We start from the raw sequence: 18,428 nt of genomic DNA, 5'->3' as shown, positions 1-18,428 counted from the left end.
ATTAATAAACGTATCATATTCCTATAAAAAGACTCTTTTTATATTCTTAAATTTGCATAAAATATTACGAAAAAAAGCACAAACTAAAATGATGTACTTTCATGGTTTTTGACGTGTTTTCATTGAAAAATCTGCCGTAAAAGCATATACTTTTATGTAAATCAGCGCTAATTGCGCTAAGTAGAGATAGGGGGCAATTAAATATGGGTAATGATGAAGTGATGCAGAAATTACTGGACAATTCCAATAAGAGCCTTAAACTTCAGAAAATCAGAACTGTTTGCGTTCTGGTGATACTGGTTGCAGTGGGTATTTCGATTTTTGCAATTGTTCCCAGAGTCGTAAGCACTCTGGATAAGGTTGAGACGGCAGCGACTTCTGTTTACGAGACTATTGGCAAGGCAGAAGCCACAATAGATAATATTGATAAGATGGCCGAGTCACTTAAGTCCACCGGTGATAACATGAATTCGATTTTGAATGATAACGGTGATAAGCTGACAGAGTCTCTTGATAAAATGGCAAACATTGATTTCGACGGCCTGAATCAGGGTATTAAGGATCTTCAGGATGCGATCGGACCTTTAGCCAATTTTATGAACAAATTCAGATAATCTATAAACTAACTTAGGAGGGTATGAAAAATGGCAACAAAGAAGACTACAGATAAACTCAAGGATATTGCTAAGGATGTACAGGAGGCTGCAAAGCCCTATGTTGAAAAGGTAGAGCCCTACATCGAGAAGGCAAGGGAGAAGGCTGAGCCGATGCTTGACGAGGTTAAAGAAAAGAGCGCTCCCGTGATCAAGGATGTAAAGGAAAAGGCTGATCCTGTGATCAAGGATGTTATGGAGAAAGCAGATCCTGTTATAAAAGAAGTAAAGAAGAGAACTGCTCCCGCAACAAAGGCTATTAAGGAGCAGAGTGAGAAGGCTGCGGATGCGGTCAAGGCAGCAACTAAGGATATCACTGAGACAGCTGCCAAGAAGAGCACCAAGACTGAGTTCTTTATCCAGTATCAGGACTACGAAGTAAGAACTCAGGATATTGCTGATAAGATTCGCGAGCAGTACATATCTTTAGGCCACAAGGCATCTGACATCAAGGAGCTTCAGATTTACTTAAAGCCCGAGGAAAATGCTGCCTACTATGTGGTTAACCACAAAGACACAGGAAAATTTACATATTAAAAGAAAAGATCACCTGGCGAGAGTATTCGAGCCAGGTGAAATCATTGGAGCACTTATGGCTATTGAAAAGAAAGTATTTTTTAATCTAAAGCACTATGAATACGGCGAAGCATTCTTTGGAAGCTACAAAGGAATGCGTTACCGTCTTGCCAGAGAACCGCTTGAAAACGTGGTTTTCACACCTGTGGAGCAAAGAAATCCGGAATCCCGTCTCATGGCCACGGTCTGGCCTGAGCCCTACAGCTATCACGACACTGAGGACGAAAAGAAGATCTCTGAAAAGTTCGAGATTACAGAGGAAGGCTTCGACGCTGCCATCGCCTGGATAAACGAACAATACGAGTCGAATGAGTGGTAAATCAATTTTTTTCATAAATTTAAAAGGAAATACAAAATTCCCGCAGAATATTACTAAAGTGAGGAGTTTTTCCGGGAAAATCCAAGATTTCAGGCTTGGTACCAGACTGGAGTGTGTATGAAAATACGTGAAAGCTTAGAAAACAGAGAAAGACTGAACCTAAGTCCGTATGCTACCCTTAGCATGAATTCCAGGGGGAGGAACACGGAGGAGGAACCCTGTGATATCAGACCTTGCTTCCAGAGGGACAGGGACAGAATCCTATATTCCAAATCTTTCAGGCGACTAAAGGATAAGACGCAGGTTTTCCTGACGCCGGACGGCGATCATTACAGAACCAGGATGACCCATACGCTTGAGGTTGCCCAGAATGCCAGAACTATAGCGAGAGCGCTTAAGCTCAATGAGGACCTGGCAGAGGCGATTGCCTTTGGACACGACCTTGGACACACACCCTTCGGCCATGCCGGAGAGCGGGCACTCAATGAGATATGTCCCTATGGTTTTAAACATAACGAGCAGAGCCTTCGAACAGTGGAACTTTTGGAGAAGGACGGACAGGGACTCAACCTTACTTTTGAAGTAAGGGATGGAATTATCAATCATGAGATGGACACGACTCCCGTAACTCTCGAGGGAAGAGTGGTGCGTCTTTCTGATAAGATTGCTTACATTCACCATGACATGGATGACGCTATCCGCGGAGGCATTCTTAAGGAATCCGATGTGCCTGAGAATATTTCAAAAGTAATCGGACACAGTAACCGCGAGTGGCTAGACACCTTTATCCATGACATTGTGGAGGCCAGCACCAATCACAACGACATCCTCATGTCGGAGGAAGTTCATGAAGCCCTTATGGCGCTTCGAGCTTTCATGTTTAAGAGCGTTTATACCAATCCGAAGGCCAAGAACCAGGAGGGGAAGGCCGAGAATCTTGTGAAGATACTTTACCAGTACTACATGGATCATGAAGATCTTCTGCCGGATTACCTGAAAAGACTCATGGATTCACAGCCAAAAGAAAAGCTTGTCTGTGACTACATAAGCTCAATGACAGACCGTTTTGCGATTGCAAGGTTCCAGGAGTACTTCGTACCCAAGAGCTGGAACGTTCTTTGACCTCTATGCCTTCCCCTTGGGGGCGCTCGACGTCCGGGGGACGTCGGTTCAGCGCGGACCGAAGCGGAGCGGAGACAGGTGGCGCGAAGCGCCGGATGAGGGGAAATATATTTACGGGACAACAACATGAGATATTCTGACGAGATCATAGAAGAGGTCAGATCCCGCAACGACATCGTCGACGTTATAGGTCAGTATGTAAGCCTTAAACGAGCAGGTGCCAACTACGTGGGACTGTGTCCTTTTCATAATGAAAAGTCGCCATCCTTCAGCGTATCGCCGGGCAAGCAGATGTTTTACTGCTTCGGCTGCAGAGTGGGTGGAAACGTCTTTTCATTTTTGATGAAATACGACAACTTAACATTCGGAGAAGCCATGAAGACGCTGGCAGAGAGAGCCGGTGTTAAGCTTCCTGAGGAGGATGAATCCCCGGAAGCGAAGAGGATGCGTGACAAACGCCAGACTCTCCTGGAGATAAACAAGGAAGCTGCCAAATACTACGTATATCAGCTGAAATCTCCGGCCGGTGAGAAAGGCCTTAAATACTTTAAGGATAGAGCTCTTTCCGACGAGACCATCAAAAAGTTCGGGCTTGGGTATTCCAATGTCACGAGCGACGACCTCGTGAAGTATTTAAAGAGCAAGGGCTACAGCGACTCCCAGATAATTGACGCGGGGCTCGCCTCACACGATGAAAAGTACGGAACGCACGATAAGTTCTGGAACCGTGTGATGTTTCCGATTTTAGATGCAAACTCAAAGGTCATAGGCTTCGGCGGACGAGTGATGGGAGATGGCAAACCCAAGTACCTGAACTCTCCGGAGACCATGATTTTCGATAAGAGCCGAAACCTTTTCGGACTTAATTATGCAAAAAATGCCAGGGCAGGTTACATCATAATCTGCGAGGGATACATGGATGTCATAGCGATGCATCAGGCCGGATTTAATATGGCGGTTGCTTCACTTGGAACGGCGTTCACATCCCAGCAGGCAAGTCTTTTAAAGCGTTACACGGATCTGGTTATATTGTCCTACGACAGTGACGGAGCGGGAACGAGTGCCGCACTTCGAGGGATAGAGATATTAAAGGGCGCGGGATTAAAGGGAAAAGTACTCAACTTAAAGCCCTACAAAGATCCCGATGAATTCATAAAAAATGAAGGAAGGGAAGCCTTTGAGGAGAGAATCAAAAAGGCTGAAAATCCGTTTTTCTTTGAAATAGCAGTAAAAGAAAAAGAGTTTGATATGAGCGATCCGGCCGAGAAGACAGAGTTTCACAGATATATAGGAAAAAAACTCTGTGAGTTTACCGAGGCAGTGGAGCGTGAGAATTACCTTGAGGCGGTAGCACAGCGCTATATGATAAGTGCTGATGATTTGCATAAACTGGTGGCGGGACTTGCCGCCGAGGGCGGTATTGTGAAGTCTTCAGACAGACCGAAGACGCCTAAGCAGTACAACACTCCAAAGGAGGATCCATCGAGAAAACCGCAAAGACTACTTATAACATGGCTTGCAGATGAGCCTGAAGTTTTTTCGGCAGTAAAGAAATGGATAGGTCCAAAAGATTTTGCAGATGATATGTACCGCAGCATCGCGGATGAAATGTGGAAGGGACTGGATGACGGAAGTTTTGATCCGGCGAAGGTCATGAACCATTTTACCGATGAAGAGGAGCAAAGAGAGGTCGCAGAGCTTTTCAACACTAACCTTGTTAAGGTGGATACAAAAGATGAACGTGAAAAGGCTATGCATGACATTCTCTATGACATAAAAAAATCCGGCTATGAAAAAACGCTGTCGGATATGGAGGCAGATGCTCCGGAGAGGTGGAATTACACTCTCGAAGGCAAACGTATGCTGGAGGAATTGTCGAGAACGAAGATCGTTTTGAAGGCATGAGACAAAAGTTGAAAGGATGGGTAACGTAGTGGCAGATAAGAAAGTGACCGGCAAGGCAGCTGACAAGGATAAAGCAAAGAAGACTGTCGCAAAGACAGCAGAAAAGAAGGAAACGGCAAAGAAGGCAGCTAAGGAAGAGACAGCAAAGAAAGAAACCGCTAAGAAGGAAACTGCAAAGAAAGAGCCTGCAAAGAAGGCGGCTGAAAAAAAGCCTGTTGAGAAAAAAACAGCAGAGAAGAAAGAGACAGTAAAGAAGGAGACTGCTAAAAAGGAGCCTGCAAAGAAGGCTGCTGAGAAGCCTGTAGAGAAGAAGGAAACAGCTAAAAAAGAGACAACAAAGAAAGCTGAGAAAGCTAGTTCTTCAAAGAAGGCAGCTAAAGAAAAGGAAGATACAAGCGCTAAGGGCGAACAGAGTAGTGAGGGTCTCGATGATGAGACCAGAGAGAAGTTTTTACAGAAAATCAGAGAACTTCTCGCTCTTGGCAAAAAGAAGCAGAACACTCTCGACTACAACGAGATTAGTGATTTCTTAAGAGAACTTAATCTGGATGAGGACAACCTCGACAGAGTTCTTGAGCAGCTTGAGGCTGCAGGAATCGACATTATCAGAATGGAAGATGATGTGGATGTTGATATTCCCGATGATGACGGTGTGGTACTCGGTGATGAGGAAGAGGTTGATATGGAAAATATCGACCTGTCGGTTCCGGACGGAATCAGCATCGAGGATCCTGTTCGTATGTACCTTAAGGAAATCGGTAAGGTTCCGCTTCTTACAGCTGACCAGGAGATCAATCTTGCGCAGCAGATGGAAGACGGTATGATGGCAGAGCGTATCATGGAAGCCGGCGGCGCCGATAAGGTAGATGTCAAAGAGGAAGAACAGGAAGCTTACGAGCGAGTTAAGGACAAGGATGAGAAGGAACTTAAGAGTATTTCCTTCATGGGAAATGAGGCAAAGAAGCGCCTTGCAGAAGCTAACCTCAGACTTGTTGTAAGTATTGCAAAGAGATATGTCGGAAGAGGAATGCTTTTCCTTGACCTTATTCAGGAGGGTAACCTCGGTCTTATAAAGGCAGTTGAGAAGTTCGATTTCCGTAAGGGATTCAAGTTCTCCACATACGCTACATGGTGGATCCGTCAGGCCATCACACGTGCGATCGCCGATCAGGCCAGAACTATCCGTATCCCTGTACATATGGTTGAGACTATCAACAAGCTTATCCGTATCAGCAGACAGTTACTTCAGGAACTCGGCCGCGAACCCACTCCCGAGGAGATTGCCAAGGAGATGGGCATTCCGGTAGAGCGTGTGCGTGAGATCTTAAAGATTTCACAGGAGCCCGTATCACTTGAGACTCCTATCGGTGAGGAGGAAGATTCACATCTTGGTGATTTCATTCAGGATGACAATGTTCCGGTACCCGCTGATGCAGCAGCCTTCACACTCCTCAAGGAGCAGCTCGTTGAAGTTCTCGGAACCCTTACAGAGCGTGAGCAGAAGGTACTTCGCCTCCGTTTCGGTCTTGATGACGGAAGAGCAAGAACTCTTGAAGAAGTCGGCAAGGAATTCAACGTAACACGTGAGCGTATCAGACAGATCGAGGCGAAAGCGCTCCGTAAACTTCGTCATCCCAGCCGCAGCAGAAAACTTAAGGATTATCTGGATTAACACTATGAAAAATGTGATTTTATCTAAGAGACTTAGCGCAGTAGCAGAGCTTGTAAAAGGCTCTGCCTGCGTGTGCGATATCGGGACGGATCATGGATTCGTTCCGATTTATCTTATTAATTCCGGCGTCTGTGATCATGTGATAGCTATGGACATAAACGAAGGACCGCTGGAGAGGGCAGGACAGCACATCGCCGAATACGGTCTTGGAGACAAGATAGAAACAAGGCTCTCAAATGGCATGGAAAAGCTGAAGCCAGGCGAGGCTGATACGATTATCTGCGCCGGCATGGGCGGACTACTGATGAAGAGAATCCTCGAAGAGGGCTCTCCCCGTGAAAAAGGGATAAAGAAAATGATCCTTCAACCCCAGTCGGACCTCAGAGTTTTCAGAGAGTATCTGAGGCAGCAGTGTTTTTTCATAGAGGATGAGGCTGAGATTTTCGAGGATGGAAAATACTACACCGCCATGCTTGTAAGAGTAAGCGACGATGATAATAATGAAGCTTATGAGAAGGTAGTGGAAGAAATATCTTCCGCTGAAGACGCCATCAGAATCTGCGACCGCTTCGGCCCCACTCTTTTCCTTAACAGGGATAAAACTCTCTACGAGTACCTGACCCACGAGAAGAGCGTCCTGGAAAGCATTTTATTAAAATTATCTGAAAATGAGCATAGCGAAAGAATACATGATATTATAAGTAAAATAAACGATATTTCAATCGTACTTAATTTGTATTAACGCCTTCCCCTAAGGGAGGTATTAGCGAAGATATCATTTTTTGCCTTCCCCTTGGGGGAAGGTGTCAGCAAAGCTGACGGATGAGGGGGTATCAATATGCCAAGACTCAATATAGAAGGCGAAGAACGCGAATACGCAAAGGGCACAACCTTTGAAGAGATAGCCGGAGAATTCCAGCACAAGTATGACAATCAGATTGTAGCAGTGGTTTACGGATCCAGAATCCGTGAGCTCATGAAAAAAGTGGACAGGGATGAAGACCTGACCTTTATTACTACTGCGGATGAGATTGGCAACAACACCTACACCCGTACTGCTATCATGATGCTCATCAAAGCTGTTCGCGATGTCTCAGGAAAACATCATGCCTTCACTAAGGTTGAATACAAAATTGGCAACGGTTTTTACTGCAGTATAAAAAGTGACTTCAAGGTAACTGAAGTGTTCGCTGAAAATGTCCAGAAGCGAATGCAGGACATGGTGGACGATGCCCTTCCGATAACCAAGAAGGGGTATCCCCTTGACGATGCCATCGAGATTTTCAGAAAAGAGGGCATGGACGACAAGGTTAGACTTCTTCGCTACAGAAGAAGCTCCGAGGTCAATGTCTATAAGCTCGATGAATTCAGCGACTATTTCTATGGATATATGCTTCCGAACACCTCTTATGTAAAGTGGTTCAAGGTTGAAAAATATCACGACGGACTTATTTTGCATCTTCCTTCCAGAAAAAAGCCTGATCAGATCACGGAGAGTGAGCCCAGGGAAAAGCTGTTCAATGAAATGGTCCGTTCCACAAAGTGGGGCGAGATGATGGGAATTGAAACTGTCGGAGACCTCAATGATGCCATCTGCAGAGGCGAGTTCAATGACATTATGCTTGTGCAGGAAGCCCTTCAGGAGAGGCGTATCGGAGAAATTGCCCAGAAAATCTATGAGCGCAAGGATGTAAAATTTGTGATGATCGCAGGGCCAAGCTCCTCGGGAAAAACCTCCTTTGCCAACAGACTTTCAATTCAGATGCGTACCTACGGTCTTCGTCCGCATCCGATCAGTCTTGATAATTACTTTGTGAACAGAGAGGATACTCCTCTTAACGAGGATGGAAGCTACAACTTTGAATGTCTCGAGGCACTTGATGTCGAGCAGTTCAACAAGGATATGGTGGCTCTTCTTGAGGGCAAAAGAGTTGAGATGCCGACCTTTAACTTTGTCACCGGTAAGCGTGAGATGAACGGAGACTTTATACAGCTTAAGCCCGGCGATGTACTTGTTATCGAGGGTATTCACGGTCTTAATGAGAAGATGAGCTATGCCCTTCCGGCAGAGTCCAAATTCAAGATTTATATCAGTGCGCTGACAACACTTAGTATTGACGGGCATAACAGAATCCCCACAACTGACGGGCGTCTAATCAGACGTATAGTACGTGATGCCAGAACGCGCGGCGCCACCGCAAAGCACACAATTGCAATGTGGGATTCCGTAAGACGCGGCGAACACCAGAACATCTTCCCGTTCCAGGAAGGTGCGGATGAGATGTTCAACTCCGCCCAGATATACGAACTTGCGGTTTTGAAGCAGTACGCAGAGCCCCTCCTATTTGCTATCAAAAAGGATGAGCCCGAGTACTTCGAGGCAAAGCGCCTCCTCAAATTCCTCGACTACTTTGTTGCAGTCGACTCGCAGACACTTCCCAAGAACTCACTCACCAGGGAGTTTGTCGGTGGCAGCTGCTTTAAGGTGTGAGGATATATTGGATATTATTGGAAATACGAGTAAAATAGGCGTGCATAATTGTACGTCTATTTTTGTACTCATTTTCAAATATGCTTGACATAATTTAATTCATTGCTACAATTCTTATGTATGAGCAGGACAAATGATCGCGGCCGCTAGTCCCGTAAGGGCGCGGGTGAGGAAAGTCCGGGCTTCGTAGGGCAGGATACCGGATAACGTCCGGCGGAGGTGACTCCCGGGAAAGTGCAACAGAAAACAACCGCTCTTTATGAGTAAGGGTGAAAAGGCGGTGTAAGAGACCACCGTGCAGATGGTAACATCTGTAGCCATGTAAACCCTATCCGAAGCAAGACCAAAAAGAAAACTATGGGCCGGCCCGGTCCGTTTTCAGGTGGGTCGCTTGAGGCTGTCGGTAACGGCAGTCCTAGATAGATGATCATTCTCGACATAACCCGGCTTACAGGCCTGCTCATACATAAAAGGACGAAAGCCCTGCTATAGGATTGATATCGGCAATATGGTATGTGTCATTTTATCGAATCTATAGCAGGGTTTTTGGATATAAAAATGTCCGAAACCGGAGAGAAAAGTAATCATGCATCTGAAAAAGATATTAACAGTATTACTTGCCATGCTTATCACTGTTGGCGTGGATTCATTACATACATCTGCCCAGGGTCCTATGCCTTCCGAAATTGCACAGGACATGCTTTCTATTGATGCATTTGCAGTTCCCTACAATTTTCCAGAAACAAATACAGAAGATGCAGTTATAAAAACTGCGCTAAATGTACGACCTTCAACTGTTCAGATACAGGTTGGCAAGCAGTACGGAACCGGAAATATCATATCCATAAATTCAGAAAAAATAAGGATTCTAACAGCAGCGCACGTGGTGCAGAAGTGGGATAATTCAGAAAGTAATTATGTCATTTTCTTTAATGGCAAAGTGGCAGATGCGAACCTTGATACAATCGATGATTATTATGATGCTGCAATTATCAGTGTTGAAACGGCAGCATTAGAGCCCTATGATTTAATGAATCTCAGAAGGGTTACTTTGGATTACTCTGTCATGTCAGGTTTTGATAAGCAAAAAGATGAGACCGTAATTGCGATTGAATCCAATCATCTCGTAAATGCCAAGGAAGTCCAGACCTACAACTACTATGGTAACGACACCGGTATCGCCGGCAAGTATATTTACGGTCCTGTCATCAATCCCGATATTCTTGTTGTCGACTACGGCTATAAGATGATCTATACAAAACTTGCTGCCCACAGTGGAATGTCCGGCGGCGGTATATTTGACATAAACGGACATTATGTCGGTATTCTTGTCGGCGGCTCCGATACAGGTGAAACTGTTGGCGTCAGACTGACAGACATAAAGCCGCTGCTTTCCATGAGTGAACACTAGACTGCAACAGAGCCTCCCCTTTTTAGTTACCTCTAACAAAATCTTAAGCCTTTCTTAATTTCAAAAAAATCTCTTGCCACAAAATTTTTGCTGTGGTATAGTCTCAACTTGTCGGCATTCAGTCGACAAATGTTCCGGAGTTTCTCCGTGACGATTTTCCATTTATTTTTTTCCAAGAAGTTTTTATGAAAGGCGGTTTTTAGTTTTATGAGACCAATTAAACAAAGTAACTCGATGAAAGAGCTTTTAAAGAAGCTTAAGAGGCATGATACGCTTGTCCTTGGATCAGCTGTAGTGCTTGCGACTATAATGTGTGGAGGATTCGTCTATGTGACAACTCCGGCGATAAGTGCCGATGCAGCTCAGCAGGAGGTTAAAAAGGACTCACTCGGAGTACAGAAAAAAGCGAACGATCAGCTTAAGGAGATTGAGAATTATCTTGAGAGACTTGATAAGGTTGTTACAGAAAGCTCAGAGCTGGTGAAAGAAGTTCAGACTGTTCAGAATGAGCAGAAGGAGCTTACGGAGAAAACTCTGGAAAAAGAGAAAACTCTGGAAAAAGAGAAGAACAACAGCACAAATACTAATACAAACACAAACAGCACAAAGGTTGTAGAGAAGATAAACGGACTTGATAAAGCACTCGAGTCTATACATTCAGAAATTACCACTACCAATAATCAGATTAAGAAACTCCAGGAGAGCATGGAAAAGGGCGGAAATAAAGATTCTGACAAGGATAAGGAGAGCTTTGCCCAGATTACGAATGCACTCAGTGATATAAAAAAGAGCTGTGATAAGTCGGGCGGTGATGTGTCAGGACTTTTGGCAGAACTTAAAGAGAGCAAGAAGGAAAATTCCGATTCACAGAAAACGGTTATCAATAATCTTGAAACCATCGAGAAGACCCTTGAGAAGGTAGAATCAAGAGAGAATCTCACAAGGCTTGAGAATGATCTTAAGAGCACTCAGACTACCTATATCAATATGCTTGATAATGTTGAAAAGAGCGTGAGCAAAACAACTGAGGGCGTGAAGAAGGTTGGAGATAAAGTCAGCAAGGTTTCCGAACATATTAATAATGTTGGAAGTGATGTTAACAAAGTCTCTGAGAATGTCAACAAGGTTTCAGAAAATGTTAATAGCGTTGGAGATGGAGTAAACAAAGTGGCTGAAAATGTTAATAACATTGGAAGCGGAGTAAATGAGGTTCGTCAGGCACAGATTAGTACAGACAACCGCATTGATGCATTGGGAACAGGTATCGGAGATGTAAAGGGCGATATTGGAACAGTGAATGCTCAGATCGGTGATGTTCAGGGACAGATTGGTTCTGCACGAAGTGATATTGACGAAGTCAGAAATTCACTTTCGGATACAAACTCCAAAATAGATAAGGCTAACACCAAGATTGAAGAAGTTGCCGGAATGGTACAGCAGGTTTTTCAATGTGCGGACAGTAATCGTAATAAACTGGCATCCATACTGTCCGACCTTTGCGGCTATGAAGCCGGTAAGGATGCAACAATGGCTGAGTTGATTGAAGCAGTCAAGCTTATTCCCTCACATGTAATTAGTTCAGGAAATGTAACTTATGAGCATCATTATCATAAGGATGTAAACGGAAATGTAGTCAGTGATAAATCAGCTTCCAAGGGAGGTTGCTTTACTTCACCGGTATATCACAAACATATAAGCTCATGTTACGAGACTACGAGAACGTATATATATCATCCTCACTTTACTCAGATTAGTGAGGAGACTGAAAAGACCGGAAGTAATAAGAAATACAATGTAGGTAATATGAACATCAATGAAAGTAATACGAAATACAAATGTGATGTGTGCGAAATGGTTGTAGATAGAATTCCGGAAGATCATAAACATCAGACTACGGACAGAAACGAGGCGCGACAAAACAGTAATTTTTTTAAGGAGATAACAAATACAAATGTAATTTGCGGGAAAACCGAGCAGACAGCCGAGTATTGGCTTCCGGCGTGCGGTTACAAGCATGGAGATATAACCAAGGCAGTAATCGTTTATCCGAAAGTTTATCAGAATTATGAAGTTAATACACTTAATACTTCTATGGTTTCCAATTATGGTGGAATTGAGATTTCAGAAGAAATATTCAATATGGATAGTTATGGCGCCGAAGCTCAGGATGAAGGAGAAGTGACAGATGAGGAAAGTGCTGATGAAGAGAACAATAACTCCGAGGAATCAGAGAACCCCGATGCGAACGATGATGCAACTGTCCCCGAGGAAAACGCCCCGGCGCAGATTCCTGCTGCTGTAAGTGACGGTAATAGCCAAGGCTAACAGGGTTTCTTGACTAGTAAAGCCTCTGGTAATAAAATATGCGTTGAGACATTTAGTATTAGGAACGGAGTGTGATAAATATGACAAAAATTGATATTATATCCGGTTTCCTTGGAGCTGGAAAGACAACGCTTATTAAGAAGCTTTTAAAGGAAGCTCTTGCAGGAACCAAAACTGTACTTATAGAAAATGAATTCGGTGAGATCGGTATTGATGGCGGATTTTTGAAGGAATCCGGAATCGATATCAGGGAGATGAATTCAGGCTGCATCTGCTGCTCACTTGTCGGTGATTTCGGAACATCTCTTAAGGAAGTAATGGATACCTATGCACCTGAGAGAATTCTCATTGAGCCTTCAGGAGTAGGAAAGCTTTCCGATGTTATGAGAGCTATTCAGAACGTAGCAGATGAGAGCGAGAACCTTACTATGAACAGCGCCGTTACGGTTGTTGATGTAAGTAAGGCTAAGATTTACATCAAGAATTTCGGTGAGTTTTTCACTAACCAGATTGAAAATGCAGGAACAATTCTCCTTACCAGAACAGATAAGGCTGATGCAGCAAAGATAGAGAAGGCTGTTGAACTTATCAGAGAGCACAATCCCAAGGCTACAATCATTACAACTCCTCTTGCGGAGCTCTCAGGAAAAGAGGTTCTTGATACTTTTGAAGGAAACCATGATCTTGAGGCAGAGCTTTTGAAGGAAGTTCTTGCGAAGAAGGCAGATGAGCATCACCATCATCATGATCACGGTTCCGAGAAGTTTACAGATGAGGAAGGCGTAACTGTATACAGAGCGCACAAGCACGATCATGACCATGAAGATGAGCACGACCATGAGCATGATCACGATCACGAGCATCATCACCACGATCATGATGAGCACGACCACGAACACGAGCATCATCATCACGATCACGATGAGCACGACCATGATCATCATCACGATGCTGACGACATATTCACAAGCTGGGGTATGGAGACACCTGCCAAGTACAACAAGGCAGAGATAGAGGCTATGCTCGGAAGACTTGAGGAAGAGGAGACCTTTGGAGTAGTTCTTCGTGCGAAGGGCATGGTTCCCGATGAGAATGGCGGATGGATTGAGTTTGACTATGTTCCGGGTGAGCCTGTAGTAAGAGACGGTGCAGCAGACGTAACAGGAAAATTCTGCGTAATCGGTGCAGAACTCAACCAGGACAACCTCGAGAAATTATTCAGGAAAAAGCTTTAAAATTTTATGACTATAACAGGCCCCACCGAAAGGTGGGGCAATTGTACATGGAGTATTGTTTTATATGTTTGGAAGGAATAAAGAAAAGAAAATGAAACCGGTTTATGTAATAAATGGATTTCTTGACAGCGGAAAAACGGACTTTTTCAAGTATACTCTTGCTCAGCCTTACTTTAAGACAAAGGGGGAGACACTCCTTATCGTCTGCGAAGAGGGCGAGAATGAGTATGAAGAAAAGCTTCTGACTGCTACAAACACTATTTTGGAAACTATCGAGGATGAAGAGGATTTCACACCCGCAACACTTATGGCTCTCGAGGCAAAATACGATCCCGAGAGAATTCTTATCGAGTACAACGGTATGTGGAATTTCAAGAACTTCAGACTCCCCAAGGCATGGAGACTTGAACAGCAGATTACTATAATAGATGCTTCAAGCTTTGAACTGTATTTTACCAATATGAAATCACTTCTGTCAGAGCAGCTTAGAAATTCAGAGCTTATCCTTTTCAACAGATGTGACGGAATAGAGGATCTTGCTACATATAAGAGAAACGTTAAGGCTATAAACCAGAAAGCGGACATTATTTTTGAAGATATGAATGGTGAGGTGGATGTAACTCTTGATGAGGATCTTCCTTTTGATCTCAACCAGGATCCCATCGAGCTTAATAACTTCGGATATGGAATGTTCTACCTTGACGCTCTTGAGCATGTGGATCGCTATGACGGAAAAAAGGTTAGCTTTACAGCAATGGTCGCTAAGCCCTTTGATATGGCAGACAATGCATTTGTTCCCGGAAGAATGGCAATGACCTGCTGTGCGGAGGATATGCAGTTTTTGGGATTTAAATGCGAATATGATAAGGCATCTGACTTAAAAGAGAAGGAATGGATCAAAATTACAGCAGAGGTAAGAAAAGCTCTCGTTCCCGAATATCAGGGAGTGGGACCTCTTCTTAACGTAGTTGAACTTGAGCACGTCTCAGAGCCCAAGCACCCTGTAATCGATTTTTCGAATCCGGAAGTATAAGATATTACTCTGAATATAGAAAAATAAAAAGCCTTCCCCCTTTAAGGGGCGCTCGACGTCCGGGGGACGTCGGCCCAGCGCGGACCGAAGCGGAGCGTAGACAAGGTGGCACGAAGTGCCGGATGAGGGTAAAAAAATACCTCAGATATCGGTGAGAAGATATCTGAGGTATTTTTATTATTCATATAAATAAATCTTACTGAATCTTGTTAACAGCCTGAGCAAGACGTGAAACTTTTCTTGAAGCTGTGTTCTTCTTGAATACGCCCTTTGACTCAGCCTTGTCGATTGCTGATGTAGCAGCAAGAAGTGCCTTAGCAGCCTCTTCCTTGTTACCAGCCTCGATTGCTGTTCTAACCTTCTTGATTGCTGTCTTAACGCCAGACTTTACAGCCTGATTTCTAGCAGCTTTCTTCTGATTTGTAAGAATTCTCTTCTTGGCAGATTTGATATTAGCCATAATTTCCTCCATATTGTTACTAAATTGAAAATTTGATACGTTATCATTAGGTAATATGGCTATGAAACCGGACACGGACAGTCAATGCCACATACACCATGATATTTTAGCTATTTACAGCTATAATGTCAAGGGTAATTTTGTTCAGAACAATGTCGAAGCCGGATATATGCATAGATAAGTAGTTTCATTAATATAAAATAAAAAAAGTATAATTGCACTTGAAATAAATCATAAACTAGATTATAATTGCAAATTATGTTAAAAGTATGATTGAGTAAAATGTTATTTGTTGGGGCTGACAGTCACTTAATTTGTTTTTTATGAGGTCATATTTATATTATGAAGTACAAATTAAAGCTGATCATAGGACTATTTATATTTTTCTTTGCGCTGACTTTTAATAGTAATTTAAACGTTCAGGCAGAGAATTTCAACTATATATCAAATGATTATGTTAATCCGCCATTACCTGAGATTAATAAACTTGAGCCGGTTATCTATGATGGATTAATGCTTCGTGTTCGTAATGCAGCTAATCTGAACACAGATGCTGATACGGGTATCCACTACAGATATCTCGATGATACTTCGAAGAAGATGTACAGGGCATTATACAAGGCGGCTCTTAATGTATATCCCCATGATACAGCAAGCTTTCTTATAACAGATTCCCATATGATTGGAGTCGCGTATGGTGATACTGAGGAGTTTACATTCACAGCTGACCAGTATCAGGCTGCATACGAGGCTGTTAGATACGATCACCCTGATATGGTGCAGTTTAACGCATGCGTAGTTAAGATGTGGTCAGGCTATACCTCATATACTTCTTCTGATGTAAAGGTGTATAACACTTATTTGTGTCTTATTGCGAACGAAGGATATGACCAGGCCAAATTCGACGAGATTACAGCGGAGATTCAGCAGGGACGCACAAGGTTTCTTAATGATTCTTCCATAACAAATGCAACGGGCAAATATGCAAAGGAGCTTGCTATTCATGACTTGCTTCTTAATATAACAACCTACGACTATGATTGTCTTGCGGAAAACACTGTGTATAATATGGGACACAGTGTTTATGGCATTGTAAAAGACGGAAAAGCCGTATGTGACGGATATGCTATGGCATTTTCATATCTTCTTGAAGGCATCGGCATAAACTCTGTGATTGTATCAAGCCAGAGTCATGCCTGGAATGTTGTTCAGCTTGGATATGAATGGTATGAGGTTGATGTCACATGGGATGATGTTAATTCAACCGATGAAGGAATTCTGCACAAGTATTACAACTTGTCGACAGAGCAGATAAGCGATGGCTCGGCTGCAAGGACAAGGACAGATGCTTCGGCAAAATTCCCTATAGCTTACGGAACTACATATAATTATACATATGTAAAAGAGCTTATTTTCAAAAACTCAGAAGCGGCGCTGGTTTCTGTTACGGGTCTTACATTGGCCCCGCAGCAGCTAACGGGAAAAACCGGAGACAGTGGGCGCTTTACACTGACCTATAGTCCTGAAAATGCTAATAATAGAAGTGTTTTATGGGAAAGTTCTAACACGGATGTAATTCTGGTAGACGATTATGGCTATTACATTCTTAAAGGTCCGGGAAGTGCTACTGTTACGGCTATGACAGCTAACGGTACAGTAAAAAGCAGTGCATCCGTATATGTCACAGATGAAAACGACAATATTTTCGTAGGAAATATTACTTTATCTGATACTTTGCTTGAATGTGAATACGGAGATACCGGAATCATAACTTACACAGTTGCTCCTGCTAATGCTACAAATAAGAATATCATCTGGGAAAGCAGTAACAAATATGTTGCAACAGTAGAGGATAAAGGAGCTGAGGGTATAGTATATACTGTTACAGGCCCCGGAAAAGCGATTATAACAGCTAAATCAGAAGATGGATCCTGCGAAACAGCATGCGAAATAAATGTACCTTATGTAAATATTAAGGTGACCTATGATCTGGCCGGAGGAACCGGTGATGTTGAGGATAATATCTGGCAGATATGCGGAAGAAGATACAGTCTTCCGATGGAAGTTACCAGAGAAGGATATGAGTTTGCCGGTTGGTATACAGCTAAAGAAGGCGGAGATAAAGTAAACTACTGGACTGTAGTTACTGCAAAAGAAGACCATACTCTCTATGCACATTGGAATGCTATAAAATACACGATTACTTTTAATGCGAACGGTGGAAGTGTTGTATATGCCGATGCTCAAAGAGAAGTGGCTTATGGTGATGCTATAGGAGAACTCCCGGAGGCTGCATTTGAGGGATATACCTTTGACGGATGGTTTGATGCTGCTGAAGGCGGAAACGAAGTTACAGCTACGGCAATAGTGACCGGAGACATGACTCTCTATGCGCATTGGACAATTATACCGCCGGAAGATCCGGAGCCAGAACAACATGCAGATCCTGATCCGGAACCTGAGCAGCCGGCAGATCCCGATCCTGAACCCACGCAGCCGGCAGATCCCGATCCGGAGCCAGAACAACCGGCAGATCCCGATCCTGAACCCACGCAGCCGGCAGATTCCGATCCTGAACCTGAACAGCCTGAGGAACTCGTGAATCCTGAACCAGAACAGTCTGAGCAGATTGTGAATCCTGAAGCCGAACAGTCTGTGAATAATGAAGCAGAACAGCAGAAGGCGGAAGTCTCCGAGACCGAGACCGGTACTGCAATTTCTAAGAATGATGTAAATGATTCAGCACAGACAACAGCCAATGAGGCAGTGTTACCTGCAGACGGTAATATTGAGGTTGCGGGTAAGGAATATCACGTAGATGAGACCGGTAATGCAACTGTGATGGTGGCTGAGAATAAGGATGTCACATCAGTTAAAATAGGCGATACTGTCAACTACAACGGTGAAAGCTACAAGGTTACCGTTGTTCAAAGTAAAGCCTACAAGAATTGCAAAAAGCTTAAGAGCCTTACACTTGGCTCCAATATCGAGAAGATAGGCTCGGGCGCTTTTAGCGGCTGTAAGAACCTCGGTAAGATAACAATCAAGGCAAACAATCTTAAAACTGTCGGTGGTGGCAGCTTTAAGGGCATAAAAAACGGCGCGAAGATTACCGTTGTATGTAAGGATAAAAAGACCTACGATAAGGTGGTTAAGAAGCTTAAGAAAGCCGGAGCAAAGACGGCAAAGTTTAAATTCAAAAAGGGTTAAGGTTTTTAGAAGTTAA

At 43.5% G+C, this 18,428-nt stretch carries 14 protein-coding genes and 1 other RNA gene; 14 read left to right on the top strand and 1 reads right to left on the bottom strand.

Annotated elements, in window-relative coordinates:
• The first annotated feature begins 203 nt into the window (after positions 1–203).
• The 13 genes from BMW61_RS10415 (at position 204) to BMW61_RS10355 (ending at position 14,742) form a co-directional block, all read left to right on the top strand.
• The gene (locus tag BMW61_RS10415; protein WP_022760775.1) at positions 204–614 is read left to right on the top strand and encodes a hypothetical protein; all 411 of its coding nucleotides are present in this window, start codon (positions 204–206) and stop codon (positions 612–614) included.
• A 30-nt stretch (positions 615–644) separates the two neighbouring features.
• Entirely contained in the window at positions 645–1,190 is a 546-nt protein-coding gene (locus BMW61_RS10410) for a DUF6465 family protein (protein ID WP_022760774.1), read from the top strand.
• 55 nt (positions 1,191–1,245) lie between these two features.
• Complete coding sequence (locus BMW61_RS10405) at positions 1,246–1,548, top strand: hypothetical protein (RefSeq protein ID WP_026499190.1); 303 nt, start codon at positions 1,246–1,248, stop codon at positions 1,546–1,548.
• Positions 1,549–1,665: 117 nt separating this feature from the next.
• Entirely contained in the window at positions 1,666–2,670 is a 1,005-nt protein-coding gene (locus BMW61_RS10400; RefSeq protein WP_091821639.1) for a deoxyguanosinetriphosphate triphosphohydrolase, read from the top strand.
• Between the two features lie 126 nt (positions 2,671–2,796).
• The gene (gene dnaG / locus BMW61_RS10395; RefSeq protein ID WP_091821636.1) at positions 2,797–4,575 is read left to right on the top strand and encodes a DNA primase; all 1,779 of its coding nucleotides are present in this window, start codon (positions 2,797–2,799) and stop codon (positions 4,573–4,575) included.
• 460 nt (positions 4,576–5,035) lie between these two features.
• Positions 5,036–6,247, top strand: a complete 1,212-nt coding sequence (rpoD, locus tag BMW61_RS10390; RefSeq protein ID WP_026499192.1) for an RNA polymerase sigma factor RpoD — start codon at positions 5,036–5,038, stop codon at positions 6,245–6,247.
• Between the two features lie 4 nt (positions 6,248–6,251).
• Positions 6,252–6,989 (top strand): class I SAM-dependent methyltransferase, encoded by a 738-nt coding sequence (locus tag BMW61_RS10385; protein ID WP_091821633.1) that lies wholly within the window; start codon positions 6,252–6,254, stop codon positions 6,987–6,989.
• A gap of 96 nt (positions 6,990–7,085) precedes the next feature.
• Positions 7,086–8,738 carry a nucleoside kinase gene (locus tag BMW61_RS10380; RefSeq protein WP_091821631.1) on the top strand — a complete coding sequence of 551 codons (1,653 nt, stop codon included), beginning with the start codon at positions 7,086–7,088 and terminating at the stop codon, positions 8,736–8,738.
• A 121-nt stretch (positions 8,739–8,859) separates the two neighbouring features.
• Positions 8,860–9,205: RNase P RNA component class A (gene rnpB, locus BMW61_RS10375), an RNA gene on the top strand.
• Between the two features lie 119 nt (positions 9,206–9,324).
• Positions 9,325–10,149 carry a S1 family peptidase gene (locus BMW61_RS10370; protein ID WP_091821628.1) on the top strand — a complete coding sequence of 275 codons (825 nt, stop codon included), beginning with the start codon at positions 9,325–9,327 and terminating at the stop codon, positions 10,147–10,149.
• A gap of 207 nt (positions 10,150–10,356) precedes the next feature.
• Positions 10,357–12,474, top strand: a complete 2,118-nt coding sequence (locus BMW61_RS10365; RefSeq protein WP_175475160.1) for a hypothetical protein — start codon at positions 10,357–10,359, stop codon at positions 12,472–12,474.
• Positions 12,475–12,554: 80 nt separating this feature from the next.
• On the top strand, positions 12,555–13,709 hold the full coding sequence (locus BMW61_RS10360) for a CobW family GTP-binding protein (protein WP_091821622.1): 1,155 nt from the start codon (positions 12,555–12,557) through the stop codon (positions 13,707–13,709).
• A 64-nt stretch (positions 13,710–13,773) separates the two neighbouring features.
• Positions 13,774–14,742: a TIGR03943 family putative permease subunit gene (locus BMW61_RS10355; RefSeq protein ID WP_022760764.1), complete on the top strand. Its 969-nt coding sequence runs from the start codon at positions 13,774–13,776 to the stop codon at positions 14,740–14,742.
• A 196-nt stretch (positions 14,743–14,938) separates the two neighbouring features.
• Here the strand turns inward: BMW61_RS10355 and rpsT are convergent, their stop codons facing one another.
• Entirely contained in the window at positions 14,939–15,202 is a 264-nt protein-coding gene (gene rpsT / locus BMW61_RS10350) for a 30S ribosomal protein S20 (RefSeq protein WP_022760763.1), read from the bottom strand.
• 342 nt (positions 15,203–15,544) lie between these two features.
• On the opposite strand from rpsT, the gene BMW61_RS10345 reads away from it, so the two are divergent.
• The gene (locus BMW61_RS10345) at positions 15,545–18,412 is read left to right on the top strand and encodes an InlB B-repeat-containing protein (RefSeq protein ID WP_091821619.1); all 2,868 of its coding nucleotides are present in this window, start codon (positions 15,545–15,547) and stop codon (positions 18,410–18,412) included.
• The last annotated feature ends 16 nt before the right edge of the window (positions 18,413–18,428 follow it).

Source organism: Butyrivibrio sp. ob235 (assembly GCF_900109475.1).
Lineage (GTDB): Bacteria > Bacillota > Clostridia > Lachnospirales > Lachnospiraceae > Butyrivibrio.
Note: the sequence above shows the minus strand (reverse complement) of the source record. Positions and strands in the feature narration are given on the sequence as shown.

Bases quoted from the DNA above. Each gene is read 5' to 3' on its own strand.
- BMW61_RS10400 (WP_091821639.1), top strand. From the start codon at position 1,666: ATGAAAATACGTGAAAGCTTAGAAAACAGAGAAAGACTGAACCTAAGT.
- BMW61_RS10365 (WP_175475160.1), top strand. From the start codon at position 10,357: ATGAGACCAATTAAACAAAGTAACTCGATGAAAGAGCTTTTAAAGAAG.
- BMW61_RS10410 (WP_022760774.1), top strand. From the start codon at position 645: ATGGCAACAAAGAAGACTACAGATAAACTCAAGGATATTGCTAAGGAT.
- BMW61_RS10405 (WP_026499190.1), top strand. From the start codon at position 1,246: ATGGCTATTGAAAAGAAAGTATTTTTTAATCTAAAGCACTATGAATAC.
- BMW61_RS10345 (WP_091821619.1), top strand. From the start codon at position 15,545: ATGAAGTACAAATTAAAGCTGATCATAGGACTATTTATATTTTTCTTT.
- BMW61_RS10380 (WP_091821631.1), top strand. From the start codon at position 7,086: ATGCCAAGACTCAATATAGAAGGCGAAGAACGCGAATACGCAAAGGGC.
- BMW61_RS10370 (WP_091821628.1), top strand. From the start codon at position 9,325: ATGCATCTGAAAAAGATATTAACAGTATTACTTGCCATGCTTATCACT.
- rpsT (WP_022760763.1), bottom strand. From the start codon at position 15,202: ATGGCTAATATCAAATCTGCCAAGAAGAGAATTCTTACAAATCAGAAG.
- BMW61_RS10355 (WP_022760764.1), top strand. From the start codon at position 13,774: ATGTTTGGAAGGAATAAAGAAAAGAAAATGAAACCGGTTTATGTAATA.
- dnaG (WP_091821636.1), top strand. From the start codon at position 2,797: ATGAGATATTCTGACGAGATCATAGAAGAGGTCAGATCCCGCAACGAC.
- BMW61_RS10385 (WP_091821633.1), top strand. From the start codon at position 6,252: ATGAAAAATGTGATTTTATCTAAGAGACTTAGCGCAGTAGCAGAGCTT.
- BMW61_RS10415 (WP_022760775.1), top strand. From the start codon at position 204: ATGGGTAATGATGAAGTGATGCAGAAATTACTGGACAATTCCAATAAG.
- BMW61_RS10360 (WP_091821622.1), top strand. From the start codon at position 12,555: ATGACAAAAATTGATATTATATCCGGTTTCCTTGGAGCTGGAAAGACA.